28 protein-coding genes, 1 tRNA gene and 1 pseudogene are annotated in these 25,863 nt (G+C 53.8%); 10 read left to right on the forward strand and 20 right to left on the reverse strand.

Annotated elements, in window-relative coordinates; translation table 11 throughout:
• Positions 1–3: 3 nt before the first annotated feature.
• Complete coding sequence (gene trmH / locus N6P30_RS08355; RefSeq protein ID WP_032654439.1) at positions 4–693, forward strand: tRNA (guanosine(18)-2'-O)-methyltransferase TrmH; 690 nt, start codon at positions 4–6, stop codon at positions 691–693.
• A 3-nt stretch (positions 694–696) separates the two neighbouring features.
• On the forward strand, positions 697–2,778 hold the full coding sequence (gene recG / locus N6P30_RS08360) for an ATP-dependent DNA helicase RecG (RefSeq protein WP_023293747.1): 2,082 nt from the start codon (positions 697–699) through the stop codon (positions 2,776–2,778).
• A 2-nt stretch (positions 2,779–2,780) separates the two neighbouring features.
• Here the strand turns inward: recG and gltS are convergent, their stop codons facing one another.
• Entirely contained in the window at positions 2,781–3,983 is a 1,203-nt protein-coding gene (gltS, locus tag N6P30_RS08365) for a sodium/glutamate symporter (RefSeq protein WP_023293746.1), read from the reverse strand.
• Between the two features lie 225 nt (positions 3,984–4,208).
• Here gltS and xanP point away from each other — a divergent pair, with 225 nt between their 5' ends.
• Together xanP and N6P30_RS08375 are read left to right on the forward strand one after the other, a co-directional pair.
• A complete protein-coding gene (xanP, locus tag N6P30_RS08370; protein ID WP_008502668.1) occupies positions 4,209–5,600 on the forward strand; it encodes a xanthine/proton symporter XanP in 1,392 nt (463 codons plus the stop codon).
• Positions 5,601–5,719: 119 nt separating this feature from the next.
• A complete protein-coding gene (locus N6P30_RS08375; protein ID WP_023293745.1) occupies positions 5,720–7,414 on the forward strand; it encodes an AsmA family protein in 1,695 nt (564 codons plus the stop codon).
• Between the two features lie 128 nt (positions 7,415–7,542).
• Here the strand turns inward: N6P30_RS08375 and yicI are convergent, their stop codons facing one another.
• Together yicI and N6P30_RS08385 are read right to left on the reverse strand one after the other, a co-directional pair.
• Complete coding sequence (yicI, locus tag N6P30_RS08380; protein WP_023293744.1) at positions 7,543–9,861, reverse strand: alpha-xylosidase; 2,319 nt, start codon at positions 9,859–9,861, stop codon at positions 7,543–7,545.
• Between the two features lie 12 nt (positions 9,862–9,873).
• Positions 9,874–11,265, reverse strand: a complete 1,392-nt coding sequence (locus tag N6P30_RS08385) for a glycoside-pentoside-hexuronide family transporter (RefSeq protein WP_023293743.1) — start codon at positions 11,263–11,265, stop codon at positions 9,874–9,876.
• A 290-nt stretch (positions 11,266–11,555) separates the two neighbouring features.
• On the opposite strand from N6P30_RS08385, the gene N6P30_RS08390 reads away from it, so the two are divergent.
• Together N6P30_RS08390 and N6P30_RS08395 are read left to right on the forward strand one after the other, a co-directional pair.
• Positions 11,556–11,650 (forward strand) — tRNA-Sec (locus tag N6P30_RS08390).
• Positions 11,651–11,928: 278 nt separating this feature from the next.
• Positions 11,929–12,096: pseudogene (locus N6P30_RS08395) on the forward strand (hydroxyacid dehydrogenase); the annotation flags it as partial.
• Here N6P30_RS08395 and N6P30_RS08400 read toward each other — a convergent pair.
• The 3 genes from N6P30_RS08400 to N6P30_RS08410 form a co-directional block, all read right to left on the reverse strand.
• Positions 12,086–12,541, reverse strand: a complete 456-nt coding sequence (locus tag N6P30_RS08400; protein ID WP_032676851.1) for an acetyltransferase — start codon at positions 12,539–12,541, stop codon at positions 12,086–12,088. The pseudogene N6P30_RS08395 and the gene N6P30_RS08400 overlap by 11 nt on opposite strands.
• A gap of 66 nt (positions 12,542–12,607) precedes the next feature.
• Positions 12,608–13,654 (reverse strand): class I SAM-dependent methyltransferase, encoded by a 1,047-nt coding sequence (locus N6P30_RS08405; protein WP_023293741.1) that lies wholly within the window; start codon positions 13,652–13,654, stop codon positions 12,608–12,610.
• 77 nt (positions 13,655–13,731) lie between these two features.
• Positions 13,732–14,256 carry a lipocalin family protein gene (locus N6P30_RS08410; protein WP_023293740.1) on the reverse strand — a complete coding sequence of 175 codons (525 nt, stop codon included), beginning with the start codon at positions 14,254–14,256 and terminating at the stop codon, positions 13,732–13,734.
• A 117-nt stretch (positions 14,257–14,373) separates the two neighbouring features.
• Here N6P30_RS08410 and N6P30_RS08415 point away from each other — a divergent pair, with 117 nt between their 5' ends.
• From N6P30_RS08415 to N6P30_RS08430, 4 genes are all read left to right on the forward strand, one after another.
• Entirely contained in the window at positions 14,374–15,099 is a 726-nt protein-coding gene (locus N6P30_RS08415) for a MerR family transcriptional regulator (RefSeq protein WP_008500116.1), read from the forward strand.
• 99 nt (positions 15,100–15,198) lie between these two features.
• On the forward strand, positions 15,199–15,609 hold the full coding sequence (gene uraH, locus N6P30_RS08420; protein WP_008500117.1) for a hydroxyisourate hydrolase: 411 nt from the start codon (positions 15,199–15,201) through the stop codon (positions 15,607–15,609).
• A gap of 102 nt (positions 15,610–15,711) precedes the next feature.
• Positions 15,712–16,671 (forward strand): YbgA family protein, encoded by a 960-nt coding sequence (locus N6P30_RS08425; RefSeq protein ID WP_008500118.1) that lies wholly within the window; start codon positions 15,712–15,714, stop codon positions 16,669–16,671.
• 145 nt (positions 16,672–16,816) lie between these two features.
• Positions 16,817–17,905, forward strand: a complete 1,089-nt coding sequence (locus N6P30_RS08430) for an AAA family ATPase (protein WP_023293739.1) — start codon at positions 16,817–16,819, stop codon at positions 17,903–17,905.
• Between the two features lie 38 nt (positions 17,906–17,943).
• Here the strand turns inward: N6P30_RS08430 and N6P30_RS08435 are convergent, their stop codons facing one another.
• From N6P30_RS08435 to N6P30_RS08495, 14 genes are all read right to left on the reverse strand, one after another.
• Positions 17,944–18,399: a hypothetical protein gene (locus N6P30_RS08435; RefSeq protein ID WP_023293738.1), complete on the reverse strand. Its 456-nt coding sequence runs from the start codon at positions 18,397–18,399 to the stop codon at positions 17,944–17,946.
• A gap of 424 nt (positions 18,400–18,823) precedes the next feature.
• Entirely contained in the window at positions 18,824–19,192 is a 369-nt protein-coding gene (locus N6P30_RS08440; RefSeq protein WP_023293737.1) for a hypothetical protein, read from the reverse strand.
• A gap of 346 nt (positions 19,193–19,538) precedes the next feature.
• A complete protein-coding gene (locus N6P30_RS08445; protein WP_023293736.1) occupies positions 19,539–19,772 on the reverse strand; it encodes a hypothetical protein in 234 nt (77 codons plus the stop codon).
• Positions 19,769–20,452, reverse strand: coding sequence for a hypothetical protein (locus N6P30_RS08450; protein ID WP_050488802.1), 684 nt, complete (start codon positions 20,450–20,452; stop codon positions 19,769–19,771). The genes N6P30_RS08445 and N6P30_RS08450 overlap by 4 nt, the downstream gene beginning before the upstream one ends.
• 198 nt (positions 20,453–20,650) lie before the next feature.
• Positions 20,651–21,031: a DUF6911 family protein gene (locus N6P30_RS08455; protein WP_225828780.1), complete on the reverse strand. Its 381-nt coding sequence runs from the start codon at positions 21,029–21,031 to the stop codon at positions 20,651–20,653.
• Complete coding sequence (locus N6P30_RS08460) at positions 21,021–21,269, reverse strand: hypothetical protein (protein WP_071788878.1); 249 nt, start codon at positions 21,267–21,269, stop codon at positions 21,021–21,023. The genes N6P30_RS08455 and N6P30_RS08460 overlap by 11 nt, the downstream gene beginning before the upstream one ends.
• A 109-nt stretch (positions 21,270–21,378) precedes the next feature.
• The gene (locus N6P30_RS08465) at positions 21,379–21,822 is read right to left on the reverse strand and encodes a hypothetical protein (RefSeq protein WP_023293733.1); all 444 of its coding nucleotides are present in this window, start codon (positions 21,820–21,822) and stop codon (positions 21,379–21,381) included.
• 301 nt (positions 21,823–22,123) lie between these two features.
• Complete coding sequence (locus N6P30_RS08470; RefSeq protein ID WP_023293732.1) at positions 22,124–22,510, reverse strand: contact-dependent growth inhibition system immunity protein; 387 nt, start codon at positions 22,508–22,510, stop codon at positions 22,124–22,126.
• Positions 22,507–23,190 (reverse strand): VENN motif pre-toxin domain-containing protein, encoded by a 684-nt coding sequence (locus tag N6P30_RS08475; RefSeq protein ID WP_406566611.1) that lies wholly within the window; start codon positions 23,188–23,190, stop codon positions 22,507–22,509. The genes N6P30_RS08470 and N6P30_RS08475 overlap by 4 nt, the downstream gene beginning before the upstream one ends.
• A complete protein-coding gene (locus tag N6P30_RS24645) occupies positions 23,127–23,927 on the reverse strand; it encodes a hypothetical protein (RefSeq protein WP_023293731.1) in 801 nt (266 codons plus the stop codon). The genes N6P30_RS08475 and N6P30_RS24645 overlap by 64 nt, the downstream gene beginning before the upstream one ends.
• Positions 23,928–23,980: 53 nt before the next feature.
• Positions 23,981–24,280 carry a hypothetical protein gene (locus tag N6P30_RS08480; RefSeq protein ID WP_071788877.1) on the reverse strand — a complete coding sequence of 100 codons (300 nt, stop codon included), beginning with the start codon at positions 24,278–24,280 and terminating at the stop codon, positions 23,981–23,983.
• 279 nt (positions 24,281–24,559) lie between these two features.
• The gene (locus N6P30_RS08485; protein ID WP_260629938.1) at positions 24,560–24,946 is read right to left on the reverse strand and encodes a hypothetical protein; all 387 of its coding nucleotides are present in this window, start codon (positions 24,944–24,946) and stop codon (positions 24,560–24,562) included.
• 106 nt (positions 24,947–25,052) lie between these two features.
• Positions 25,053–25,310, reverse strand: a complete 258-nt coding sequence (locus N6P30_RS08490) for a hypothetical protein (RefSeq protein WP_145975206.1) — start codon at positions 25,308–25,310, stop codon at positions 25,053–25,055.
• Positions 25,311–25,409: 99 nt separating this feature from the next.
• Positions 25,410–25,781, reverse strand: a complete 372-nt coding sequence (locus N6P30_RS08495) for a DUF6911 family protein (protein ID WP_225828869.1) — start codon at positions 25,779–25,781, stop codon at positions 25,410–25,412.
• Positions 25,782–25,863 lie beyond the last annotated feature (82 nt).

A 25,863-nucleotide genomic window follows, 5' to 3' on the forward strand; every position in this document is an offset into this window, starting at 1 on the left:
GGTATGAATTCACAACGTTACGCGCGGATATGCGAAATGCTCGCCAGGCGTCAGCCTGACCTGACGGTCTGCATGGAGCAGGTCCATAAGCCGCATAACGTCTCTGCTATCGTCCGTACCGCCGATGCCGTCGGTGTGCATGAAGTGCACGCCGTCTGGCCGGGTCACCGGATGCGCACCATGGTCTCGGCGGCGGCAGGCAGTAACAGCTGGGTTTCCGTCAAATCTCACCAGACAATTGGCGATGCCGTTTCGCACCTGAAAGGGCGCGGGATGCAAATCCTTGCCACTAACTTGTCCGCTAAAGCCGTGGATTTTCGCGAGATCGACTACACTCGCCCGACCTGCATTTTGATGGGTCAGGAGAAAACCGGGATCTCACAGGAAGCGCTGGATCTGGCGGATCGGGACATCATCATTCCGATGATCGGCATGGTCCAGTCTCTCAATGTCTCCGTGGCGTCCGCGCTCATTCTGTATGAAGCGCAGCGCCAGCGTCAGAACGCCGGCATGTACGAGCGTAGCAACAGCATGCTGCCGGAAAATGAACAGCAGCGCCTGCTGTTTGAAGGCGGTTATCCGGTGCTGGCTCGCGTTGCGAAGCAGAAAAAATTGCCTTACCCCCACGTCAACGCGCAGGGCGAAATTGAAGCCGATGCCGAGTGGTGGGCCACCATGCAGTACGCCGGGTAAGCGATGAAGGGCCGCCTGCTGGATGCTATCCCGCTCAACAGCCTGACGGGCGTGGGCGCGGCGCAAAGCAGTAAGTTGGCCAAAATTGGCCTGCACACCGTGCAGGATCTCCTGCTTCACCTCCCCCTGCGTTATGAAGACCGCACCCAGCTTTATAAGATTGGCGATCTCCTTCCCGCCATTTACGCCACCGTTGAAGGCGAAGTCCTGAACTGCAACATCACCTTCGGCGGACGCCGGATGATGACCTGCCAGATCAGCGACGGCACCGGCATTCTCACCATGCGTTTCTTCAACTTCAGCGCGGCGATGAAAAACAGCCTGGCGACAGGCCGCAGGGTGCTGGCCTATGGCGAAGCCAAACGCGGGAAGTACGGCGCAGAGATGATCCACCCCGAGTACCGCGTGCAGGGCGATCTCAGCACGCCGGAACTTCAGGAGACACTTACCCCAGTTTACCCGACGACCGAAGGCATCAAGCAGGCGACGCTGCGTAAGCTTACCGATCAGGCGCTGGAGCTGCTGGATACCTGCGCCATTACCGAGCTGCTGCCACCCGAGCTGGCACAGGGCATGATGAGCCTGCCCGAAGCGCTGCGTACCCTGCACCGTCCGCCGCCCACGCTGCAGCTTAGCGACTTAGAAAGCGGGCAACACCCCGCCCAACGGCGTCTTATCCTTGAGGAATTGCTGGCCCATAACCTGAGCATGCTGGCGCTTCGTGCGGGCGCGCAGCGTTTCCACGCTCAGTCTTTAAACCAGAATGATGCGCTCAAAGATAAGCTGCTGGCCTCTCTGCCGTTTAAACCCACCGGCGCGCAGGCGCGCGTCACCGCCGAGATTGAACGCGATATGGCGCTCGACGTGCCGATGATGCGCCTGGTACAGGGCGATGTAGGCTCCGGTAAAACGCTGGTTGCCGCCCTTGCAGCCCTGCGCGCCATTGCCCACGGTAAACAGGTCGCGTTAATGGCGCCGACCGAGCTGCTGGCGGAACAACACGCCAACAATTTCCGCGCCTGGTTCGCGCCGCTGGGGATTGAAGTGGGCTGGCTGGCAGGAAAACAAAAGGGCAAAGCGCGCCTTGCGCAGCAGGAAGCCATCGCCAGCGGGCAGGTGCAGATGATTGTCGGCACGCACGCTATCTTCCAGGAGCAGGTGCAGTTCAACGGCCTTGCGCTGGTGATTATCGATGAACAGCACCGCTTCGGCGTGCATCAGCGTCTGGCGCTGTGGGAAAAGGGACTGCAGCAGGGCTTCCACCCGCATCAGCTGATCATGACCGCCACGCCGATCCCGCGCACGCTCGCGATGACGGCTTACGCCGATCTGGATACCTCCACCATCGACGAACTCCCCCCGGGCCGTACGCCGGTCACGACGGTTGCCATTCCTGACACGCGTCGCAGCGATATCATCGACCGCGTGCGCAACGCCTGCACCCACGAAGGGCGTCAGGCCTACTGGGTTTGTACCCTGATTGAAGAGTCGGAACTGCTGGAAGCGCAGGCTGCCGAAGCCACGTGGGAAGAGTTAAAGCTCGCCCTGCCGGAGCTAAACGTGGGTCTGGTTCACGGACGCATGAAGCCCGCTGAAAAGCAGGCGGTGATGCAGTCGTTCAAACAGGGCGAGCTGCATTTGCTGGTCGCGACCACGGTCATCGAAGTGGGCGTGGATGTGCCGAACTCCAGCCTGATGATTATCGAAAACCCGGAGCGCCTGGGCCTTGCCCAGCTCCACCAGCTTCGCGGGCGCGTCGGCCGTGGCGCGGTAGCGTCCCACTGCGTCCTGCTCTACAAAGCGCCGCTCTCGAAAACCGCCCAGATGCGTTTGCAGGTGCTGCGCGACAGCAACGACGGTTTTGTGATTGCGCAAAAAGACCTGGAGATCCGCGGACCCGGTGAACTGCTGGGCACGCGTCAGACGGGGAATGCGGAATTCAAAGTCGCGGATTTACTGCGCGATCAGGCCATGATCCCCGAGGTTCAGCGCCTCGCCCGCCACATTCATGAACGCTACCCCGAGCAGGCGGCAGCGTTAATTGAGCGCTGGATGCCGGAAACCGAACGCTATTCCAACGCCTGATTTCAGGCGAACATCGGCAGCATCAGGTACAGCTTAATCACCAGCGCGTTGACGATATCAATAAAGAACGCCCCGACCATCGGAACCACAAGAAACGCCATGTGCGATGGCCCGAAGCGTTCGGTGATCGCCTGCATGTTGGCGATAGCCGTTGGGGTTGCCCCCAGACCAAACCCGCAGTGACCCGCCGCCAGCACCGCCGCATCGTAGTTTTTGCCCATCATGCGCCAGGTGACAAACATGGCGTACAGCGCCATAAACAGGGCCTGCACCGCCAGAATCGCCACCATCGGCAGCGCCAGGGAGGCCAGCTCCCACAGCTTGAGGCTCATCAGCGCCATCGCCAGAAACAGCGAGAGGCAGACGTTGCCAAGCACCGACACCGCACGTTCAAACACGCGGTAGAAGCCCATCAGCGCCAGGCCGTTGCTCAGAATCACCCCGATAAACAGCACGCAGACAAACGTCGGCAGCTCAAACGCGGAGCCCGCCAGCCATTGCGCAACCACTTTGCCCACGGTGAGGCAGATGGCGATCATCGCGATGGTTTCAATCAGCACCAGCGAGGTGATACTGCGCCCAACGTCAGGCTTTTCAAAGGCGGTCGGTACCAGCTCGTCGTCCGGCCTGCCGTTCGGCGTGGTGGAATGCTTCACCAGATAACGCGCCACCGGGCCGCCAATCAGGCCACCCAGCACCAGGCCAAAGGTGGCACAGGCCATCGCCACTTCCGTTGCATTTTCAAAACCGTAACGCTCGACGAACAATTTACTCCACGCCGCCCCGGTACCATGACCGCCTGACAGCGTAATCGACCCCGCCAGCAGCCCCATCAGCGGGTCCAGCCCCAGCAAGGTTGCCATGCCGATGCCAATCGCGTTTTGCATAAGCAGCAGCCCCACCACCACAATCAAAAATACGCCGAGCACCTTACCGCCCGCCCGCAGGCTTGCCAGGTTGGCGTTCAGGCCGATGGTGGCAAAGAAGGCCAGCATCAGCGGGTCTTTCAGGGACATGTCAAAATCGATTTCCCAGCCCATGCTTTTTTTGAGCACCAGCAGGGCCAGCGCCACCAGCAGGCCGCCAGCGACAGGTTCAGGAATGGTGTATTTTTTCAGAAGGGAAACGCTATGTACCAGCTTACGGCCAAGCAGTAACACCAGCGTTGCGGCAACAAGGGTCGACAACGTATCGAGATGAATCATAGAAGGCTCCTTTTTTGCGCGTGTTCCTTACACACGCGGCGTTATCCTGGGCCGGTTTGCGCTCTTCATGAGCATCCGGCGCAAAAAGTGTAATTTTTTTTCCTCATCGGATGTAGAAAACCTGCTCACAGCGGCAGATTTTCTTGTCTTTTTTTGCTGGCAATCGTTTGCTTTTACCAGGTGGTCAGATAAAATGCCCGCTTTTCCACCGTGGGATTGCCGCCGATGTCCGTTAACACCATAGAGTCGCCTGATGCGCAACCGATTGCGCAGAAGCAAAATAGCGAACTGATTTACCGCCTTGAAGACCGCCCGCCGCTGCCGCAGACGCTTTTCGCCGCCTGCCAGCATCTTCTGGCGATGTTTGTTGCGGTGATCACCCCGGCGCTGCTGATCTGTCAGGCGCTCGGTTTACCGGCGCAGGACACGCAGCACATCATCAGCATGTCTCTCTTCGCCTCCGGCGTGGCCTCGATTATCCAGATTAAAGCGTGGGGTCCGGTGGGGTCGGGTTTACTGTCGATTCAGGGCACCAGCTTTAACTTTGTGGCGCCGCTGATCATGGGCGGTACGGCCCTGAAAACCGGCGGTGCGGATGTCCCGACCATGATGGCGGCGCTGTTCGGCACGCTGATGCTGGCCAGCTGTACGGAGATGGTGATCTCCCGCGTTCTGCACCTGGCTCGCCGCGTTATCACCCCGCTGGTTTCCGGCGTCGTCGTGATGATTATCGGCCTGTCGCTGATTCAGGTGGGCCTCACCTCCATCGGCGGCGGCTATGCCGCGATGAGCGACCACACCTTCGGCGCGCCAAAAAACCTGCTGCTGGCGGGCGTCGTGCTGGCCATCATTATTCTGCTTAACCGCCAGCGTAACCCCTACCTGCGCGTCGCCTCGCTGGTGATCGCCATGGCGGCAGGCTACCTGCTGGCGTGGGCGCTGGGCATGCTGCCGGAGAACACCGCGCCAGCCAACAGCGCGCTGATCACTGTCCCTACGCCGCTGTATTACGGTCTGGGCATTGACTGGGGCCTGCTCCTGCCGCTGATGCTGGTCTTTATGATCACCTCTCTGGAGACCATCGGCGACATCACCGCCACCTCCGACGTCTCCGAGCAGCCCGTTTCCGGCCCGCTGTACATGAAGCGCCTGAAAGGCGGCGTGCTGGCGAACGGTCTGAATTCGTTTGTCTCTGCGGTCTTCAATACCTTCCCGAACTCCTGCTTCGGTCAGAACAACGGCGTGATCCAGCTGACCGGCGTGGCCAGCCGCTATGTCGGCTTCGTGGTGGCGCTGATGCTGATCGTCCTCGGCCTGTTCCCGGCGGTGAGCGGCTTTGTGCAGCACATCCCTGAGCCGGTGCTGGGCGGTGCAACGCTGGTGATGTTCGGGACGATCGCGGCCTCCGGCGTGCGTATCGTCTCCCGCGAGCCGCTGAACCGCCGCGCAATCATGATTATTGCGCTGTCGCTGGCCGTCGGTCTGGGCGTTTCTCAGCAGCCGCTGATCCTGCAGTTTGCCCCGGACTGGGTGAAAAACCTGCTCTCTTCCGGCATTGCCGCGGGCGGTATCACCGCTATCGTGCTGAACCTCGTTTTCCCGCCTGAAAAGAACTGATCCCCTTCACGGCAGGCAGTCAATGTCTGCCGTGACATCTATTTACACCATTCCCGCCTTGAGGATTGCGCATAAATCGTGCATAACTCCCTTATGTGCGTTTTGCGGGATGGAAGACCATGAAATTTATTGGAAAGCTGCTCGTCTATCTTCTGGTAGCCCTGCTCATTGTGATACTGGCGCTCTATATTCTGCTCCAGACCCGCTGGGGCGCGACTCAGGTCAGCAGCTGGGTAACGGTGAATACCGACTACGAGCTCAGTTTCGACAAGATGAATCACCGCTTTTCGTCACCATCCCACCTCATTCTGGAAAACGTCACCTTCGGCCGGGACGGTAAACCCGCCACGCTGGTGGCCAAAAAAGTGGATATCGGCCTCAGCAGCCGCCAGATAACCGATCCGCTGCACGTGGACACCATCACCCTGTTCGACGGCACGCTGAATCTCTCCCCGCAGACCGCGCCGCTGCCCTTCCAGGCGGATCGCCTGCAGCTGAACAATATGGCCTTTAACAGCCCGAATACCGAATGGGATCTGAGCGCGCAGAAGGTGACGGGCGGCGTCAGCCCGTGGCAGCCGGAAGCGGGCAACGTGCTGGGTAATCACGCGCAGATCCAGATGAGCGCAGGCTCGCTGACCCTCAACGGCGTACCGGCCACCAACGTGCTGATCGAGGGCCAGCTTAACGGCAAGGAAGTGGTGCTGAATACGATTGGCGCCGATATGGCCCGGGGCTCGCTCACCGGCTCGGCCCTGCGCAACGCCGACGGGAGCTGGATTATCGACACGATGCGCCTGAACGAGATCCGCCTGCAGAGCGATAAAACGCTGACGGCGTTCTTCGCACCACTGGCCACTATCCCCTCTCTGCAGATTGGTCGTCTGGACGTGACCGACGCCCGGCTTCAGGGCCCGGACTGGGCGGTGACCGACCTCGATTTAAGCCTGCGCAACCTGACGCTGAGCAAAGGTGACTGGCAGAGCCAGGAAGGCCGCCTGTCGATGAACGCCAGCGAGTTTATCTACGGCTCGCTGCATCTTTTTGATCCGATCCTGAATGCGGAGTTTTCCCCGCAGGGCATGGCGCTGCGCCAGTTCACCTCCCGCTGGGAAGGCGGCATGGTGCGCACGTCCGGTAACTGGCTGCGCGACGGTAAAGCGCTGGTGCTGGACGATGTCGCCATTGCCGGGCTGGAGTATACCCTGCCGCAGAACTGGAAAACGCTGTGGATGGCGCCTCTGCCGGAATGGCTGAACAGCGTCACGCTGCAAAAATTTGGCCTGAGCCGCAACCTGGTGATCGACATCGATCCCACCTTCCCGTGGCAGATCACCTCTCTGGACGGCTATGGCGCAAGCCTGCAGCTGGTGAAAGATCGCCAGTGGGGCGTCTGGGGCGGCAGCGCAACCCTGAACGGCGCGGCGGCGACCTTTAACCGCGTGGACGTGCGCCGTCCGTCGCTGGCGCTGAATGCTAACGCCGCGACGGTGAACATTACCGACCTGAGCGCGTTTACCGAGAAAGGTATTCTGGAAGCCACGGCGACCGTTTCCCAGCTGCCGCAGCGGCAGACCGCGGTGAGCCTGAACGGGCGCGGCGTTCCGCTCAGCGTGCTGCAGCAGTGGGGCTGGCCTGCGCTGCCGATTGCAGGTGACGGCAATATTCAGCTCACCGCCAGCGGCAGCGTGCAGGCCAGTGCGCCGCTGAAGCCAACGGTGAATGGGAAGCTGAGCGCGGTGAATATGGATAAGCAGCAGGTAGAGCAGACGATGACGGGCGGCGTGGTGTCGGCGATGGCGCCGGCACAGTAAAAAGCCGGGTGGCGGCTTCGCCTTACCCGGCCTACGAGGTTTTGGTTCCCTCTCCCTGTGGGTGAGGGCATCAGACCGCATAATTACCGTAGGCCCGGTAAGCGCAGCGCCACCGTGCATTTTCCACCTCAGAGCTGAACCGCCACCTCATCCCCCTCGGCTTTCACCACCACGCCCCACTCGCTGCCCGCGTGCGAGCCGCCCTTCACGCCGCGCACTTTCTGCACGTTGCGCAAACACACCGACCAGTTTTGCGCGTCTCCCGCGCCGGTAAAGGTCACGACGTCGCCCTGACGTGACGCCTTCAGCGTAAACACCACAGAACCGTCCGCCGCAGGCACTTCACTTACCGCCGTTGCGCCATCGTCCAGGTTAAACAGCTGAAAGGCTGTCCCCTCGTGCCACGCGTAGTTCGGCTTCTGGTTATTGTTGCCCAGCGCCAGCAGCGTGTTGTCGCGCACGTAGACCGGCAGGCTCATGAAATCGTGCTGCTGCTTATGCCAGCGGCTGCCCTGAATTTCGTCGTTGTGCCACAGGTGCGTCCAGCGCCCTTCCGGCAGGTAGAACTGCACGTCGCCCGCCTCGGAGAACACCGGCGCCACCATTAACGAATCCCCCAGCATGTACTGACGGTCAAGGTAATCGCACGCCGGATCGTCCGGGAACTCCAGCATCATCGCCCGCAGCATCGGCGTGCCGAACTCGCGGGCCAGCGCCGCCTGACGGTACAGGTACGGCATCAGTTGACACTTCAGCTGGGTGAAGTGGCGCACCACGTCGCAGGACTCGTCATCGTACGCCCACGGCACGCGGTAGGATTTGCTGCCGTGCAGGCGGCTGTGGCTGGAAAACAGCCCGAACGCGCACCAGCGCTTGTAGACGTGCGCCGGGGCGGTGTTTTCGAACCCGCCGATATCGTGGCTCCAGAACCCGAAGCCGGACAGGCCAATCGACAGCCCACCGCGCAGGCTTTCGGCCATCGACTCATAGTTGGCGTAGCAGTCGCCGCCCCAGTGAACCGGGAACTGTTGCGCCCCCACGGACGCCGAGCGGGCAAACAGCACCGCCTCCTCTTCGCCGACGGTCTCTTTCAGCACGTTCCACACCAGTTCGTTATAAATGTAGGCGTAGTGGTTGTGCATCTTCTGCGGATCGGACCCGTCGAACCACTGCACGTCCGTCGGAATACGCTCGCCGAAGTCGGTCTTGAAGCAGTCGACGCCGATATCCACAAGGCCTTTCAGCTTGTCGGCATACCACCGGCACGCGTCCGGGTTGGTGAAGTCGTAAATCGCCAGCCCCGGCTGCCATTTGTCCCACTGCCACAGGGAGCCGTCCGGGCGCTTGAGCAAGTAGCCCCTCGCTTTCAGCTCCCGGAAGATCGGGGATTTCTGGCCGATGTACGGGTTGATCCACACGCAGACCTTCAGCCCTTTCTCCTTCAGGCGGCGGATCATCCCTTCAGGGTCCGGGAAGGTCACCGGGTCCCACTCGAAGTCGCACCACTGGAAGGCCTTCATCCAGAAGCAGTCAAAGTGGAACACGTGCAGCGGCAGGTCCCGTTCGGCCATGCCGTCGATAAAGCTGTTCACCGTGGCTTCGTCGTAGTTGGTGGTGAACGAGGTGGTGAGCCACAGGCCGAACGACCAGGCAGGCGGCAGCGCCGGACGCCCGGTGAAGCGGGTATAGCGGTTTAATACCTCTTTTGGCGTCGGGCCGTCGATCACGAAGTACTCAAGATATTCGCCTTCCACGCTGAACTGCACCTTAGAAACTTTCTCGGAGCCCACTTCAAACGAGACGTTCTCGGGGTGATTCACCAGCACGCCGTAGCCGCGGTTGGTCAGGTAGAACGGGATGTTTTTGTAGGACTGCTCGGTGCTGGTGCCGCCGTCGCGGTTCCAGGTCTCGACCGTCTGGCCGTTGCGCACCAGCGCGGTAAAACGCTCGCCCAGGCCGTAGACCGTTTCCCCCACGCCCAGATCCAGACGTTCGAACACGTAATTGCGGTGGGTATTGCTGTCCTGCACGTAGCCGTTATTTTTCAGCTGGCTGCCGGTAATACGCTGCCCGTTGCGCAGGAAGTCCAGCGCCCAGAACTCGCCTTTGGTGACGCGCACGCTGACGCTGCCGCTTTTCAGCTCAGCAAATTCGGCGTTGTTTTCAATCTCGACCTTCACGTCTTTCAGAACGTTCAGCGGATAGTGCGGGCCGTTGTTCAGCGCGCCCTGGAAGTGCTCGATGCGCACCCCCACAATCCCTTCCTGCGGGGAAAACAGACGCACCGTGAACATCAACGTGTCGAGCTGCCAGGTGCGCTCACGCACGTCGCGCGGCGCAACATACACCACCAGGTCATTGCCCTGCTGCTCCACGTCGAACACCTGAACCGGACAGGTCACGTTCAGGCCCGGTTGAATAAGCCAGTTTCCATCACTGATTTTCATGCTTTCGTCCTCTTAGTTCTGCAATTCTTTGCTGACCGGCAGGGTTTCAAATTCCTGCTGATTACGGCGCGCGCCCTGTGCCAGCTCGCCCAGGATTTTGGTCAGGAAGGGGGTTTTCAGCGTGTAGTAGCGTTTGGCGATGATGGCGCTCAGCACGTAGCAGACCGCCGGGGCCAGGGTAAACAGGCCGATAATGATGCTGATGGTCGCGCTGTTCTGGGTTTTGGCCGCCGCGTCGTAGCCGCCGCCTGCCAGCATCCAGCCGATCATCGCCCCGCCCAGCGCCAGACCGAGCTTCAGCACGAACAGCGTGCCCGCAAAGCTAATGCCGGTCAGGCGCTTGCCGTTAGTCCATTCGCCGTAGTCGACGGTATCGGACATCATGACCCACTGGATCGGCGTCACCAGCTGGTGCAGCACGCCAATGACGAAGATAAAGGCGAACATCACCATGGTGGCATGCATCGGCACGAAGAACATCGCCACGCTGACCACCGCCAGCGCGGCGTTGGTCCACCAGAAGATGCTGACCTTGCACTTCCAGTCGGTGAGCGGTTTCGCCAGCGCGGAGCCAATCAGGTTGCCGACGCAGTAGGTGGTGAGGAACGCGACGAACACTTCCGGCGAGCCCATGATCCAGGTGCAGTAGTACATCATCGCGCCGCCGCGCACGCAGACGGCGAGGATGTTGAGGATGGTCAGCACGCCGACGATGCGCCACTGGTCGTTGTGCCAGATGTCGCGCAGGTCTTCCCGCATGGAGGTGGTGCTCGGCGGCACCTGGATGCGCTCTTTGGTGGTGAAGAAGCAGAACGCCAGCATCAGGAACGCGACCACCGACAGCACGGCAATCCCGCCCTGGAAGCCGAACGCCTTATCGTCGCCGCCAATCAGCTTCACCAGCGGCATCATCAGCACCGTAGAGAGCATGCCGCCCGCCGTCGCCAGCACAAAGCGCCAGGACTGAAGGGAGATACGCTGCGTCGGGTCACTGGTGATCACGCCGCCCAGCGCGCAGTAAGGAATGTTGACCACGGTATAGAGCAGGGTCAGCAGGGTGTAGGTAACGGCGGCGTAGACCATTTTGCCGTTGAGGCTGAGGTCCGGCGTGGTGTAGGCCAGCACGCAGACGATGCCGAACGGGATCGCGCCGAACAAAATCCACGGGCGGAACTTGCCCCAGCGGCTGCGGGTGCGATCGGCAATCAACCCCATGCACGGGTCGGAGATCGCATCCAGCGCGCGGGCCAGCAGGAACATGGTGCCGACAAACCCGGCGGGAATGCCGAAAATGTCGGTGTAGAAAAACATCATGTACAACATGACGTTATCAAAAATGATGTGGCTGGCGGCGTCTCCCATGCCGTAGCCAATCTTCTCTTTTACTGACAGTACTTCGCTCATCTTTTTTTATCCTTCACGCTGTAGGGGGCGCTGAGACCGGTTGCATTGGTTTTAAACCATTGTTTCAGATGGGGGTATTGCGTTTTCTGGTTAGCAGATTACGTTTCTTGTTTTTTGTGATCGCGGTAAATACTGGAGAGCACGAAAGGTTAACCTGAGGATTTTCTTAAGAATTAACTGAAACAGGGGGGTACAGGTCAAAAGAGAGGTGAAAAAAGTGGTGTGGGGTATGTGGTAAATGCCTGAAAGTAGCTATAATGCGCCCCGCCTCCATGTAGCAATGCAGGCGCGGAAGATCGTCATCTCCGGTGAGGTGGCTGGACTTCAAATCCAGTTGGGGACGCCAGCGTTCCCGGGCAGGTTCGACTCCTGTGATCTTCCGCCAAAAGTTGTTTTATTCATCCCCATGTTGCTCAGCTGCTACTTTACGTTTCTTCGCTATATCTTGAGCCTTAATATGATATTCCCATCTTATCGAGTTCATTATAATTGCGTATATATTAAATATAAACGTCTTAAGCACTAGCAATAAATAAACAATACTGCTACCTATAATACAATATGTGAATGATATTATTCCATTTTTCATCTCTGTAGTTAGAGGAAGTATTGTAAACACATTTGACCCCACACCTTTTGGCTGACAAAATAAAATAACAAACAGATCGGGGCGTTTTAAAAGGAGCAGGCAAAATCAGCAAGAAAGCGGCTGATGAAAAGGCGTGCTCAGAATACATTGAGTTTGAAAAAAAGCAGCGCCTGCTGAAAGAAGCCGAAGGTGAGAAAGATATCATCGGCTTATTAAAATGGGATAAGCAGGCTAAGCGCTAATCCCGGTATTCCTGCTCAGCTTCATATGCAACAACGGAAACGGATTCCCCTGCCCGTCCAGTTCCGAGCGTCCGACCTGCTCAAACCCCATATGGCGATAAAATCCCACGCCCTGCGGGTTCTGCTCATTCACATCCACTTCGTCCGCGCCGAACGCTGCGATGGCGTATTGCAGCAGCAATTTCCCGACGCCCTTCCCCCGGCTCGCATCATCAACAAACAGCATTTCAATGCGGTTTTCATCCACGCCTAAAAAGCCGTGAATAACGCCTGCGTCATCGCGGGCCATCATGACGGTGAGGTTTGGCAAATACGCGTTGAGCAATAGCGGGCGCAGCGCCGCAATATCGCTTTCCTGTAAAAAGTGATGGGTGGCGCGGACGGAGGATTCCCAGATCGCGACCAGACGCTCGAAGTGTGTGGGGAGTGCGGTTTCAATTTTCATGGGGGAGATCATGATTGGAAAATCCTACTAATGCAAATCACGCTATGCGGCCTGTTCCCCCTCACCCTAACCCTCTCCCACAGGGAGAGGGAACTGACCGTGCGGTTTTTCATCCCCTACCCTAATCTCCATCACCGCATACACCCCGTCCTTCGGCACCACCACGGTGACGTTTTCCACCGGCACGCCCGCCGCGAGGTGGATGTCCTGCAGCTGCTGTAACGACCTCGGGTGAATATCCTCCCAGCCGATACCCCGCAGCACAAAGTCAATCTGCGGGCTGTTGGTGAGCATGTTCGACACAATCACCGCGCCGCCGGGCTTGACCAGCCGCAGCGCGCGCTGGAGAAAAATCACCGCGTCAGTATCGTTGAAGTATTCGAAAATCCCCAGCGCGTCGACCAGTTCGGCCTGATGCTCGCCCAGCTCCAGCAGCAGGTCCTCGTTACGCACCAGCGTATGGAGCAGGTTGCGCCTGAGCAGCGTCAGCTGTTCGCCCACCACGATGCCTTCCTGCGCCGCAATGGTTTCCGCCCAGCTCAGCGCTACGGGGTCTTTGTCCACCAGCGTGAGATACACCTGCTGACCGTCGAGCTTTGCTTCGCGCAGCGCCTCCAGCACCGGAATGGCGGCACCGCTCGCCAGGCTGACCCAGTTGTTCTCGCTTTCATTATGAATGTACTTATCCACCAGCGCGGCCAGCACCCGGGCGCGGGAGCGCACGCCAATCGCATCGTTAGCGTGGATAAACCACTGGCGGCTGTCGCTGTCCATTTTTGTGCCGTCGGGCAGGCGGTCCTCCAGCGGGTTTTGCACCACAAACAGCGCCAGCGCGGAGGGGACCAGCCGGGTGCGCCACGCGGTGAGCGCCGGACGGTTGCGGAAGGCCTGTTCGGAATAGCGGTTCTGCGGAACAAGCACGGCCTGCCCGCCCTCGTCGTATTCCACCCGCGGCGGCCGGAGCACTGGCTCGGCTTTCAGGGCGCGGTCAAGGGAGGCGATCTCACGAGCAGCATCGTCTTTCATCGGCCACTGGTCGCTGACGTCGGGAAATGACGCGCTGAAAATCGTCATATTTTCCGGCGCATCGCCGCGAAAAGGCTGCCAGTTCATGTCGTCTTCCCCCGTTAGGCTTTTAACGGAAGTCTATCCAGGCGAGCCAGTAATGCCCCAGGAAGAAAGCACGATTTTTATTGTTTCACCCACACCAACTGGTCAACCCGGAAGCCCAGACTGCGCGCGGTATTCAGGTAATCCTGCTTCACCGCATCCGGGATGGTCGGCGTGCGTGACAGGATCCACAGATAGTCGCGGTTCGGGCCGCTAACCAGCGCGTACTGGTACTTATCGTCCAGCCTGATCACGTTATACCCGCCGTAAAACGGGCCGAAGAAGGAGACCTTCAGCGCGGCCGTGGTCGGCTCGCCGGTAAAGTACGCTTTGCCTTCGCTCTCATCCCACTTGTTCTTCACCGGATCGTACCCCCGGTTAAGCACGCTGATGCCGCCGTCGCTGCGCTTGCCGTAGGTCGCCGTCACCTGCTCCAGGCCGCGTTCGAAGCGGTTTTCCAGACGGGCGACTTCGTACCATTTGCCGAGATAGCGGCTGGCTTCGAAGTTGGTAATAGGCTGCACGCCTTTCGGCGGCGTGGGGGATTTACAGGCGACCAGCGTCAAAGCAATCGCAACACCGGTCACAACAGGCCATAGCTTCATGAGAATTCCTTTCATTTGCACGGTTGGATGTTAAGTGTAGTGCACCGTTTCGGCGCTTCATCCCGTTCGGGAAAATTCGTAGTATATTGAGAGTATTCCTCCACTCTGGACACGGACATGGCTTACTCCATCGGCGAATTCGCCAGACTCAGCGGCATCACCGCCACCACCCTGCGGGCGTGGCAGCGTCGCTATGGTTTACTCAAGCCACAGCGCACGGAAGGCGGCCATCGCCAGTACAGCGATGAGGACGTCCAGCAGGCGCTCAAAATCCTCGACTGGGTAAAAAAAGGCGTCCCGATCGGCCAGGTCAAACCGCTGCTGGAACGCCCGACGCCGGGCCGAACCAACAACTGGCAAACCCTGCAGCAGAACATGCTGCAACGCCTGCAGGACGGCAAAGTCGAGTCCCTGCGCCAGATGATTTACGACGCCGGGCGCGAGTACCCAAGGCCGGAGCTGGTCGCGAACGTGCTGCGCCCGCTGCGCCGCCAGGTCTCGGCTAACGTGGCCGCCGCCATGACCCTGCGCGCGATCCTCGACGGCATCATCATCGCCTATACCTCGTTTTGCCTCGAAGGCGATAAAAAAGCGCCGGGCGATAACATTCTGCTTAGTGGCTGGCACCTGAACGACCCGTGCGAGATCTGGCTCGAAGCCCTAACGCGCACCGGGCAGGGCCACCGCATCGACATTCTGCCAGTTCCGCCAGACGCCCTGGCTCCGGACATTTTCCCGGAGCGAAAATGGCTGCTGGTCACCAGCGGTAAACTCACCGCCGGGCGGAAAAAGCAGGTGGAGCAGTGGCAGCAGCAGGTATCGCTTGAAGTGATTATCCTCTGATCATTTTCTCCTGCGGGAATCTTCACGAAAAGTTGAATATTTTCCCGCGCCGCAAATGCTAACGTTTTCCTGTAACGAATAACTCCACAGGAAAACACCATGAAAAAAACTGCCCCTCTGCTGATCCTGGCCTCAATGGCCTTTGCCCCCGCCGCCTTTAGCGCCCCTGCCGGTACGCTGAGCGTCCACATTCTCGACCAGCAAACCGGGATGCCGCCATCAGACGTGAGCGTTACGCTGGAGAAGCAGCAGCAGGACAAATGGACCCCGATTGCCAGCGGTAAAACCGACCATGACGGACGCATCAAATCGCTTTATCCGCAGGATCAGGACATGCAGCCTGGCGTGTATAAAGTGACCTTCAAAACCGCTGAGTACTTCCACGGCAAAAAGCTCGACTCCTTCTTCCCGGAGATCCCGGTGCTGTTTACCGTGACGCGCACCAACGAGAAGCTGCACATCCCGCTTCTGCTGAGCCAGTACGGTTACTCGACCTATAAGGGCAGCTAATACGCATTGATTCTAAAGGAATAAAAAAAATAGTTCCGCGAATACTTGGACAAATTAGTCATGTTGTGTAAGTTTTAATTATATGAACGGGAGGACCACACCATGACAACGAAACCTGTGCTGGGTATTAGCGGATGTTTGACCGGATCCGCCGTTCGCTTTGACGGCGGACACAAGCGTATGAGCTTCGTCATGGATGAGCTGGCCCAGTGGGTGAACTTCAGGCCCGTCTGTCCGGAAATGGCCATCGGCCTGCCGACGCCTCGCCCTGCGCTGCGTTTGATTATGACCACCAGCGGTGAAACGCAGATGCGCTTCAGCCACGCGCCTCACGAAGACGTTACGCAGAAAATGGCGGACTTTACGGCAGATTTTTTGCCGAAAATCGGCGATCTCGCCGGGTTTATCGTCTGTGCTAAATCTCCAAGCTGCGGCATGGAGCGCGTGCGCCTGTATGATGAAAACGGCAACCGGGGCCGCAAGGAGGGGGTCGGGCTGTTCACCGCCGCCCTCCTTGAAACCTGGCCGTGGCTGCCCGTTGAAGAGGACGGACGCCTGCACGATCCGGTGCTGCGTGAAAACTTTGTCGAACGTGTTTTTGCCCTGCACGAACTCAACACGCTGCGTAAAAATGGCCTCACGCGCCGCGCGCTGCTGGACTTCCACAGCCGTTACAAACTCCAGCTGCTGGCGCACCATCAGGCGGGTTACCGTGAAATCGGCCCGTTCGTTGCCTCGCTGCACGAGTGGGAAGACCTGGACGCTTTCTTCGTGGCGTACCGGGAAAAGCTGATGACCATCCTGAAAAAACCCGCTTCGCGTAAGAATCACACCAACGTGCTGATGCATATCCAGGGGTATTTTCGTAACCAGCTGAACACCCGCCAGCGCGGCGAGCTGCGCGACGTGATCCTGCACTATCGCAACGGACAGTTGCCTATCCTCGCCCCGATCACGCTGCTGAAGCACTACCTGGCCGAATACCCCGACCGGTATCTGATGACGCAAAACTACTTTGATCCCTATCCTGATGATTTGGGTCTGCGTCTGGCAGTCAAGTGATGAAAAAAATGCGAAGGCCCCATTGACCCGTAGAGGCCCAAAGCAGTACCCCGTTTAGACGACATCCTCACTGTCGTCTCTTTTTTGCATTTCATCTCAAAGACTGTGATTATATACAGGTTTATTCTGCGAAAGGGGCCTGCCTGTGATCCACACCCTGCACATTCAAAACTACCGCTCCATCCGCGAGATGTCGCTGGAGCTGGAGCAGCTCAATATCGTCTTCGGGCCGAACGGGACCGGAAAATCCAATATCTACAAGGCGATACACCTGATGCACAGCGCCGCGCAGGGGCAGTTTTCCCAGGCGCTGGCGAACGAGGGCGGCATTCTGAAGGTGTTCTGGGCAGGCAAAACCCGTAGCGACCAGCTGCGGCGGATGAACCTCGCGGTGGAAACAGAGAGCTACGAATACGAGCTGCAGGTCGGGTTTGTGGAGAAGCTGCCCTATCCCTCGCAGTTTCAGCTCGACCCGGTGATCAAAGAGGAGTCCATCTGGCTGAGCGGCCAGCACCGTCGACCTTCGTCACAGCTGATGAAGCGTAAGAACCAGGCGGTGTTTCTGAACAACGTGCATCACGAGAAGGTGACCCACAGCGGCACGCTGTACGAGAACGAATCGGTATTCGGACAGCTCGGCGAACCGCACCTTTACCCGGAAGTGTCGCAGATGCGCGAGTCCCTGCGTAACTGGCGCTTTTATCATGAGTTTTCTGTATCAATCGGCTCGGCGATGCGCGCCCCGCAGGTCGGTTTCCGCTCCCCGGTGCTGGCCAGCGACGGCGCTAACCTGGCGGCGGCGTTTCAGACCATTGTGGAGATTGGCGACGAGCTGCTGCTGATGCGCATCCTCGACCAGGCCTTCCCCGGCTGCGTGTTTTACAGCGACAACTCCGGCGGACGTTTTCGCATGATGATGCAGCGCGAGGGGCTGAGCAGACCGCTGGAACCGGCGGAGTTCTCCGACGGCACCCTGCGCTTTCTGTGCCTTGCGGTAGCGCTGCTCAGCCCGCGCCCACCGGCGTTTATCGCGTTGAACGAACCGGAAAACAGCCTGCACCCGCAGATGCTGCCCGCCCTGGCGAGCTTAATCGCCGAGGCCAGCCGCTACTCGCAGATCTGGCTCACCAGCCACTCGCCGGAGCTGGCGACGTTGATTGAGAAGCAGCGATCGTTTTCGCTGTATCAGCTGTCGATGACGGAGGGGGAGACACGGGTGGAGAGGCTGGGGTAGTCTCAATGGGCACGGAGGCTGTTTTTTCGCATCTCGCTTCAGTGAAGCATGCCAATAAAGAACCCCAGATACCCGGCCCTGCTTAACCATATAAAGGGGCTGGTTAGGCCGGATCGCCGGATATTAATCAACTCTCTCATGGGGGCCAGGCCATCATTTTTGATAACGACATTTTTTGCACAATAGCGGCAATGCATAATCAGAAATAAAATTCCGGCGATCGCAAAACCAAAATAAATTTCGCGACTTCCCCAAAAATGAGTGCTTAATTTTAAATAAGTTAATCCCCAGATACTGACTAGAAAGACGATAAATGAAGATGCTGCGATGTTCATGTCTCGCTTACTACCCAGACCAAAAAAGAGCGCATCAAAGAAAAACATCGTGGTAAGAGGTGACTGAACGCTTCTTCCCGTCACTTTACTAAAACGGACAAACACGACAGTTCCGATGAAAAATGCGAACAGCGCAATTCCTAATAGCAGATAAATCATTTAATTAGTCCTTTTTGAAGGGCCAGGATATGAGGTCGGGACTGTTAGAGCCGTTAGGTTTAGAGAGAAATGACTCAGCAAATGCTGTAAAAACTTTCTTCAATCCTGCTTAGTGCGATATTTTATACTAACCAAAATCAATTAAGCGATTATTTTTTCTCATCTGCGTCCAGATTTTTCAGTTAAGACAGAAGCTGATATATCTCGGCCTCAGCCTTCTCACTTGCGTATTTTGCAGTGAAGGTTGTGATATCCTTATCACCCAAAAACCGATTATCAACAACAACCAAGTCCTATAATTTGTATTTTTTCATTTCAGTTTTCCCCTGGCAAAATCTTCGCCTGCTTTTCCTGTTCTCTCAGATAGATAGCCACCTACTGTAACACCTGCTATTACTGGTAATTGGTTTACGGTACCACGCCGCTATCTAGTCCCAAGCCGAAGTGCATCGGTTGGAAATAGTGGTTGCAAAATCATACGTTCATTAAAAATGAACATTTTTGGTGACAATGCCGCGACATCATAAATATTTTCAAGCACTAATCTCAAATTTGTTCTGAATATAGGTATATTTGCATCGTCTGCAATGACATAAACATTTTCATTTTTTAGCCAGGATTGACAGAGTAACTCATCACTTGTTTCAAAGTCTCTAAAGCTTATTTCAGGCCAAGATATGTTTCCGCTAACAAAGGGATACCCTTCCAGAATAGTATTTACTCGCTCTTCTTCTTTATCAATGATAGTGAAATCAGCACTAAGAGCCTCTTTACACTCTTCGAATAAACTCATGAGATCTACCTGTTCATTTATTTAAGACTTAATGGTTTTTCCATTACCTCAAATAGTATTACTTGCTTAACACCATTTCCTGCCCCTTTATATAATCTCTATCATTCATATGGATACCTTTTACAGGATCATAATCGACTCGCCGCGCTTAGCCCACCGAAAATATTCCAATTATATTTCTCGGACAGAGTTCTTCAGAAGATTCGCGCTAACATTAATATGTAATTTTACCCGATTATAAGCACTGGATACCGCGACTATCCCTCGCCAGATTTAAGACAGACTGCCATTTCTTTATCGAAAGGTTTTTCCTCATTTCAGCTTAAAAACTTACTCTCAGCAACAACTAGTATTTTTTAAAAGAAATATACCAACAACCTACACCAACAATAACCCCACCCAATGATGCGCCCTTAAGAATCCTCACTAACTCAAAAAGACTTATCTCAACAGGGATATTACGAATGAAATAGAGATAGGCCTTTGCAAAAAAATAAGTTAGCAAAGCAATAATATCCATTGTTAAGATCAGCGTCAGCAAAATCAAAATAAAAGATATTAGCCATCTTTTTTCGTTCATTTTGCTGCTCCATTCTTGTTATTAGCAGGAGTAGATGGGTCTACCACCACATTAAATACTTCACCTGCAACGCCGCCGCCTGCAGCTCCAACAATCCCAGGCACTGGACTCAATCGATAAGGCTGAGATATACCATATCCAATATCCTCCCACTGTAAAGATTTCCACATGGGGTTAACAACCTCACCCAATATCGGTTCTATTAATTTATTACCTACTCCATAACCAATTGCTCCACCCAAACCACCGATAGTTCCGTAAAGGAATGGATTTTTTCCATCCAGGTAGCTTACGATGGCGCTGCTACCAGCATTGATAAGAACTGTTGATTCAAATCTAGTATAACGGGTTAAAGCACCGCTCCAGTAGGCAGCAATAACGTTTTTAGGATCAACGGAACCATTCATCACATAATCAACACCACACACAGCTCCGGCGCTGATTACACCAGAAATCACTATTGCTTCAGGAAGAATGCCTCCGTACAACACTGTTCCCATAGCCGCCATCGCCATCTGGCAGGATACCGGTGTGCCTCCGCTGCCGGCTTCTTTAATCGCGGCCTGCTGCTCTGCCTGCCATTTTTCTGTCGTTCCCGATTTTACAGCATTTGCAGCTGCCAGAACGCTGGCAATGTTGTTATTCTCAACAACAACTCTTTCCGGTGCGAACTCAGCCACCGAAACAACTTTTCTCTTTATTTTCAGTTAGTTACAACTGCTTTTCCCTGTTGTATTTTATGCCCAGGATTTTTGCGCTGTTAAGCGTTTTTGGGGCCACAGACGCTACCGCCCTGCCGTGACACAAGGTCTATCGCGCCACCATCATATAAGCAAACTACAGCATCACTGCGGACGCCGAAATCTTGGATTTATATTTCAATTAAGAAGTTCCTTTGATACATTGCCAGTATCGAAGAACTCCCTAAAGATCCTGACAACAAGATCATAATTTTTTGTAAGCTGACTTGCTGGCCAGTAATCTCCGAAAATTAACACTTTTTCATCTGGTTGTGTTAAATCGGTAATTGACATAATCTCATCATCTTCGTTCAAAAACGTAACCAGATAGAAACCTTTTTCCATTCTTACTTGTACTTCTGAGATTAAATAACCTTCGCAGTCTAATCTGTCGACGGTTACACAACCACTAAATAAATGAACTTTGGCTAATAAGTTAACAATATCTTCCCAGCAATCAGGCTTCTTCGTGCCACCTTTTTGTGATATCGACCATGAAAGAAGTAACCTATTCATCATTAGCTCCTTTTACGCGGAAGCCCTTTGTTCCTGACTGCCAATATAAGGTCCTACCAGTAGTTTCGTCAAATAATGTTAACGACTTAAGCCCTGATCTTTCAGCCATAATTTTTATATCGCTTAGACAATATGAGAAAACTTTCTCCCCACTTACCGACATAAACATATCTTTGCCGTTAGTCATTCCTTTTTCATAAGCTTGCTGAATTACACCTACCTCTGCATGAGCTGTTCCCATATTCCCATTGGTAATGGTTTTTATCCGGCCGCTTGTCTATCTTGGCCTGCACAACATCATTAATAAGCATCGGTTTATTGAAATCAGCTAACTGTGAAGGTCTTATACCTTAGTTGGTGTCAGAAAACTTCACTCCATCCATATTTCCCTTGGCTACGGCTTTTAGATTGGCATCACCAACTTTACTTAATTGTTTTGCCGCAGCAGATCCCAAAATTGGTGTTAACGAAGCCGCAATGATCTCCAGACTCTGTTTCGTTTCGGTGTAGCTTTCTGCGGTCTGACGATCCACCCCTTTGGTGACCATGAAATAGTTAAACATGGCATCTTTCACCTGCTGCTGATTCTGTTCATCAACGCTAGTAATATCAAGGAGATTGACTATCTGCCCATACGCATCAGCGTACTGTTGGCTATAATTCGAGTTATAAGGGCCATCTTCATACCCCTCTGGTGACTGAACGCTCCTTCTCGTCACTTTACTAAAACGGACAAATATGACAGTTCCGATGAAAAATGCGAACAGCGCAATTCCTAACAGCAGATAAATCATTTGATTAGTCCTTTTTGAAGGGCCAGGATATGAGGTCGGGACTGTTAGAGCCGTTAAGTTTGGAGAGAAATGGCTCAGCAAATACTGTAAAAACTTTCTTCAATCCTGCTTGGGGCGCTATTTTATACTAACAAACATCCACTAAGCGATTGTTTTAGCTCATCTGCGTCCTGCTTTTTCAGTTCAGACAGAAGCTGATATATCTCGCCCTCAGCCTTCTTACTTGCGTATTTTGCCCCGACGCACCTTCTTTACCTGAACACGTTCACACTATTACCTTGCGAGAGCAAGCTTCTTTTTCTCACGTACCTTTTTTATTGATTTTCAATATATCCTTTCTTAATTCATTATCAATATCTGAAGTGTTTATTTTATTTATAATCATCTTAGCCTGTTCAAAACAGTCCATATGATTTTTTAGATCCTCTGCTTTTACTGTTGCCAGAGCTGCAATGAGTTCACCATCGTAATATTCCCCCGCCAATGGTTCTTCCTCCAATACTTTTAATACTCTTGGCATTAGCTGGTCGATAAAGAGATCCTGACGAATAGCACGACAAAGATCTTCTACGGACAGCTCTTCTATTGGTATATCAATGACACGTTCAAACCATTGTTCAAGCGATGATTTCTGAACAGAGTTTGGTTTTGAATTTATTTTTCCCATCAACTTACGGAAAGTTATCATATCCCATGTCCTTTCAAGGCAGATTCAATTTTATTGATCGCATCTGTTGCGCGACCATATGCCGCTTGAGCTTCAGGATTATTAACATTTTTCAATGTGTCTGCATGATTCCTTAAGCCCCTGAGGGTATTTTGCATTTCCTGCATGTGATCCCAATATCCACCGCTTTCCTTAGGCACAGGGTTACCATCCATATCCTTAAGCGTTCCTGTGATATCATGATCTTTTAAAGCATTTTTTATAGTGTTATCGATCTCCTTGATAGCACTTTCTTGCTTTTGATTGAGTTTATTAACAGGCTTACTTTCTTGTTTTTCATGATCATTTTCTGGTGGAGTCGGAGAGCCTGAACCAGCCCCGCCATATTCAGCCTTCTCATCATCCGTCATGTTTCCGGCTACATTGGGTTTCAAGCCCTGATCTGAATCATCCGAAGAACATGCACGCCCAAAGCTACACTGAGTGGCTTTATCAACTGCATCAAACAGATCATCCACAGCTAACGCTATTTTGTCATTAGCGTTTTTGGTGACCTGATCTCCCGGGCTTACCGGAACCGGAGGTGCAATACCCAGCGTGTTATTCTCAACCGTCGTTTTGCCCGCCTGAGCCGCCGCTACCGCATTCGCGCTGCTGTCTCCGACAAGCCCGCCAGCCAGACCAGAAGCCAGTGTCGCCAGCGCAGATACCGCCTGTTTTCTTCCTCGCTCAGTTCGCTGACCTGTTTGCCAAAACCGTCAACCGCAATCTTACCAGCCAGCTCACCCACCGCTGCACCGGCTGCAGCGGACGCCGCATCTCTGCCGGAAGCGGCTGCAAGTGCCGCGTTGACAACCGCATGGGCCAGCACGCGTCCCTTAAGATCCTTCTCCGGGATGGCATTCGCGATGGCATTGGCGATATACGGCGCGGCACCGCCCGCAATCGCAGCTTTAATATCGCCACCTGCCAGCGCCTGGATGGCCGCCGTTGCTGCCGTGATGGCGCGCTGGGTGCTCTGCCCCGTTCCCATGCCAGACTGGTTAAACGCTTCGTTATAGAAGGTCTGGTACATCTGGTCATGAATCGCCTGATCGGTAACCTCTTTACCGTCTTTTTTCAGCTGGCTGATGGCGGCGTTACGCGCATCGCTGCCCGCGGTTTTCATCTTCTCGTTGGCCGCTTCCGTGGCCGCAATCTTGCCGTTGGTGCGCACAATATCCGCAACCTGATTGCCGATCTCGCCAATCATTTGCGCGGTTTGCAGGCGTTTCTGCTCTTTCTCTTTGTTAAAGATCGGGTCGATGCTGCCATTGGCATGGTCAGTGTCACGTCTGAGCGTGCTGACGTCCTGCTTCTGGTTAGCCTGGTTGCGAACAATGATATTACCGGATAAAAAAGCAGCCTTAAAAAAACCGCAAACTGAAGGCGGGACCAAATATGGGCATTAGCAGGTCCAATCTGCTGAGTTATGCATTTTAATTAAGAATATCATTTACTTAAAGGGGATTTTTCCCATACATCATCTTTTGAGTTCCGCCATGCGCACCACCCCAAAGGGAGGTCTGCTAATATAGTAATAGTATGATCAATATTAACTATTTCTTGAAGGCTAACTAAAACAGCATCATTCTCATTAACAGAATCAGAACCACTTATATGAAATTGCCAGGCGCCATCGTCACTATCATGGGAAACATAAGCTATCCACGCCCCTGAAGTGATAATTTTTCTATTAGCAATAACTGCCATATTTGGTGGCTCTATAAACTTCCATACTGTTTTATTCATTATTCATTACCTTAATTATTCGATTTTAGCCTATTTTTCTTTCAAGACAAACTTGAGCATATCCATAACTATTTGTACCTTTTCCAATAGATAAAGAGATGGTAATTCAGATTGGAATGCGTTACGGGACACCTTTTGTACTAAAATTAATACCCTATGTCTCTATCATCAGGGCGTTAAATTCTATCAAGTAGATAATGGTATTTGGTCAACTAAATTAATTTCTCCAGCACAAATCATTCACGAGGAATAGATAATGCAGAGCTCAAATTCACATTTTCAGCAAATATTTCTAACGAAATATTTTCGAAAAAAAATAATCTTATAGTGTTTTATATGCTTTATTCCACCAAAATGCCTACTCCATGCAATTGCAACCTCAGAGTCAGGATATTCGATCAGGGTTCCAGTTAATGGAGTCCTGGCATCGCTGGAGTAATCTATATCGAGTCTGGACAATCCAGGGAAAGAGGTGTGATGAAAATCACACACGTTATCAAATCGTAATTCCCTATAATTAGGGCCCTGATTCTCATTTGTTACATCATATTCAATCTTAACGATAACTTCTAAGCCTCTGGACTCAATAGACACTGAATTTTCACCATATGATGGTAACCAGTCATAAGGATCTAAGATTGAGACTGCAATTCCTGATTTCATCATTTCCTCCCACGTGGTATATCTGTACTTCCTGTTTCCGGAAGTTTGTTCCTAATTAATTGACCGGTGGCAAGATCATTATAAGTTTTACCATCCATTCCGGGGACTTTCACATTTGTTTGATTGGTTCCGTACCATTCATATCCACATAATCTACAGATAATTGACTCAGTTTGATAGAACCATTCCGAACCGTATTGATGGGTTGACCTGTCATTTTGCTATATATCTGCCCATCAGGGGCTAAATGTATCATTCGCTCTAATTTTGATTGGACAAAGTTGGCATTTGCGACGGAGCCTCTCTCAGATATAGTTCCTTTCCCAACGATATCAGTAACAGGTTTCACCATCTGCCCGCGATCCATATATTGCAGCCGCTCAGCCGTGACACAAGGTCTATTGCGGCACCATCATATAAGCAAACTTCAGCACCAATTAGGATGTAAAAACCTTGGGTTTAGATCTCAATTAAGAAGTTCCTTTGATACGTTGCCAGTATCAAAAAACTCTTTTAAGAGCTTTACAATAAATTCAGAGTCTTTTGTAAGCTGAGATTCTGGCCAGTAATTTCCAAGAATCACCATTCCTGTATCAGGTTTAGATGAATCCCAGTACGTTCTTACTTGGTATTCATCTTGAACAATTTCGCCTAATGTTATCTGATAATAACCATTCTCCGTTCTGACCTGAAGCATTTCAGCGCTATCATCGCTACTGTTCAGTATATCAAGAGTAAGGGTTCCTTTTTTTCCTTCAATTTGTCTAAACTGATTTAGTACCATATCCCAATTTGGGACCAGTTTATTCCCACCTATTTCGTCTAATGTCCAACTCATTTTAAAATTCATTTTAATCCCTAACCTTGAGAGATTTCATGCCAGTCTGCCAGAAGAGGACAGATCCTGTAGCCTCATCATA

Source organism: Enterobacter sp. PL1, from assembly GCF_945957325.1.
In the GTDB taxonomy this organism is placed as follows: domain Bacteria; phylum Pseudomonadota; class Gammaproteobacteria; order Enterobacterales; family Enterobacteriaceae; genus Enterobacter; species Enterobacter roggenkampii.

Bases quoted from the DNA above. Each gene is read 5' to 3' on its own strand.
- xanP (WP_008502668.1), top strand. From the start codon at position 4,209: ATGTCCGTTAACACCATAGAGTCGCCTGATGCGCAACCGATTGCGCAG.
- N6P30_RS08470 (WP_023293732.1), bottom strand. From the start codon at position 22,510: ATGATAACTTTCCGTAAGTTGATGGGAAAAATAAATTCAAAACCAAAC.
- N6P30_RS08435 (WP_023293738.1), bottom strand. From the start codon at position 18,399: ATGATTTATCTGCTATTAGGAATTGCGCTGTTCGCATTTTTCATCGGA.
- gltS (WP_023293746.1), bottom strand. From the start codon at position 3,983: ATGATTCATCTCGATACGTTGTCGACCCTTGTTGCCGCAACGCTGGTG.
- N6P30_RS08400 (WP_032676851.1), bottom strand. From the start codon at position 12,541: ATGAAAATTGAAACCGCACTCCCCACACACTTCGAGCGTCTGGTCGCG.
- trmH (WP_032654439.1), top strand. From the start codon at position 4: ATGAATTCACAACGTTACGCGCGGATATGCGAAATGCTCGCCAGGCGT.
- recG (WP_023293747.1), top strand. From the start codon at position 697: ATGAAGGGCCGCCTGCTGGATGCTATCCCGCTCAACAGCCTGACGGGC.
- N6P30_RS08465 (WP_023293733.1), bottom strand. From the start codon at position 21,822: ATGATTTATCTGCTGTTAGGAATTGCGCTGTTCGCATTTTTCATCGGA.
- N6P30_RS08480 (WP_071788877.1), bottom strand. From the start codon at position 24,280: ATGAATAAAACAGTATGGAAGTTTATAGAGCCACCAAATATGGCAGTT.
- N6P30_RS08460 (WP_071788878.1), bottom strand. From the start codon at position 21,269: ATGGGAACAGCTCATGCAGAGGTAGGTGTAATTCAGCAAGCTTATGAA.
- N6P30_RS08485 (WP_260629938.1), bottom strand. From the start codon at position 24,946: ATGATGAAATCAGGAATTGCAGTCTCAATCTTAGATCCTTATGACTGG.
- yicI (WP_023293744.1), bottom strand. From the start codon at position 9,861: ATGAAAATCAGTGATGGAAACTGGCTTATTCAACCGGGCCTGAACGTG.
- N6P30_RS08410 (WP_023293740.1), bottom strand. From the start codon at position 14,256: ATGAAGCTATGGCCTGTTGTGACCGGTGTTGCGATTGCTTTGACGCTG.
- N6P30_RS08415 (WP_008500116.1), top strand. From the start codon at position 14,374: ATGGCTTACTCCATCGGCGAATTCGCCAGACTCAGCGGCATCACCGCC.
- uraH (WP_008500117.1), top strand. From the start codon at position 15,199: ATGAAAAAAACTGCCCCTCTGCTGATCCTGGCCTCAATGGCCTTTGCC.
- N6P30_RS08445 (WP_023293736.1), bottom strand. From the start codon at position 19,772: ATGAACGAAAAAAGATGGCTAATATCTTTTATTTTGATTTTGCTGACG.
- N6P30_RS08495 (WP_225828869.1), bottom strand. From the start codon at position 25,781: ATGAGTTGGACATTAGACGAAATAGGTGGGAATAAACTGGTCCCAAAT.
- N6P30_RS08455 (WP_225828780.1), bottom strand. From the start codon at position 21,031: ATGATGAATAGGTTACTTCTTTCATGGTCGATATCACAAAAAGGTGGC.
- N6P30_RS08440 (WP_023293737.1), bottom strand. From the start codon at position 19,192: ATGAGTTTATTCGAAGAGTGTAAAGAGGCTCTTAGTGCTGATTTCACT.
- N6P30_RS08425 (WP_008500118.1), top strand. From the start codon at position 15,712: ATGACAACGAAACCTGTGCTGGGTATTAGCGGATGTTTGACCGGATCC.
- N6P30_RS08375 (WP_023293745.1), top strand. From the start codon at position 5,720: ATGAAATTTATTGGAAAGCTGCTCGTCTATCTTCTGGTAGCCCTGCTC.
- N6P30_RS08490 (WP_145975206.1), bottom strand. From the start codon at position 25,310: ATGGATCGCGGGCAGATGGTGAAACCTGTTACTGATATCGTTGGGAAA.
- N6P30_RS08385 (WP_023293743.1), bottom strand. From the start codon at position 11,265: ATGAGCGAAGTACTGTCAGTAAAAGAGAAGATTGGCTACGGCATGGGA.
- N6P30_RS08405 (WP_023293741.1), bottom strand. From the start codon at position 13,654: ATGAACTGGCAGCCTTTTCGCGGCGATGCGCCGGAAAATATGACGATT.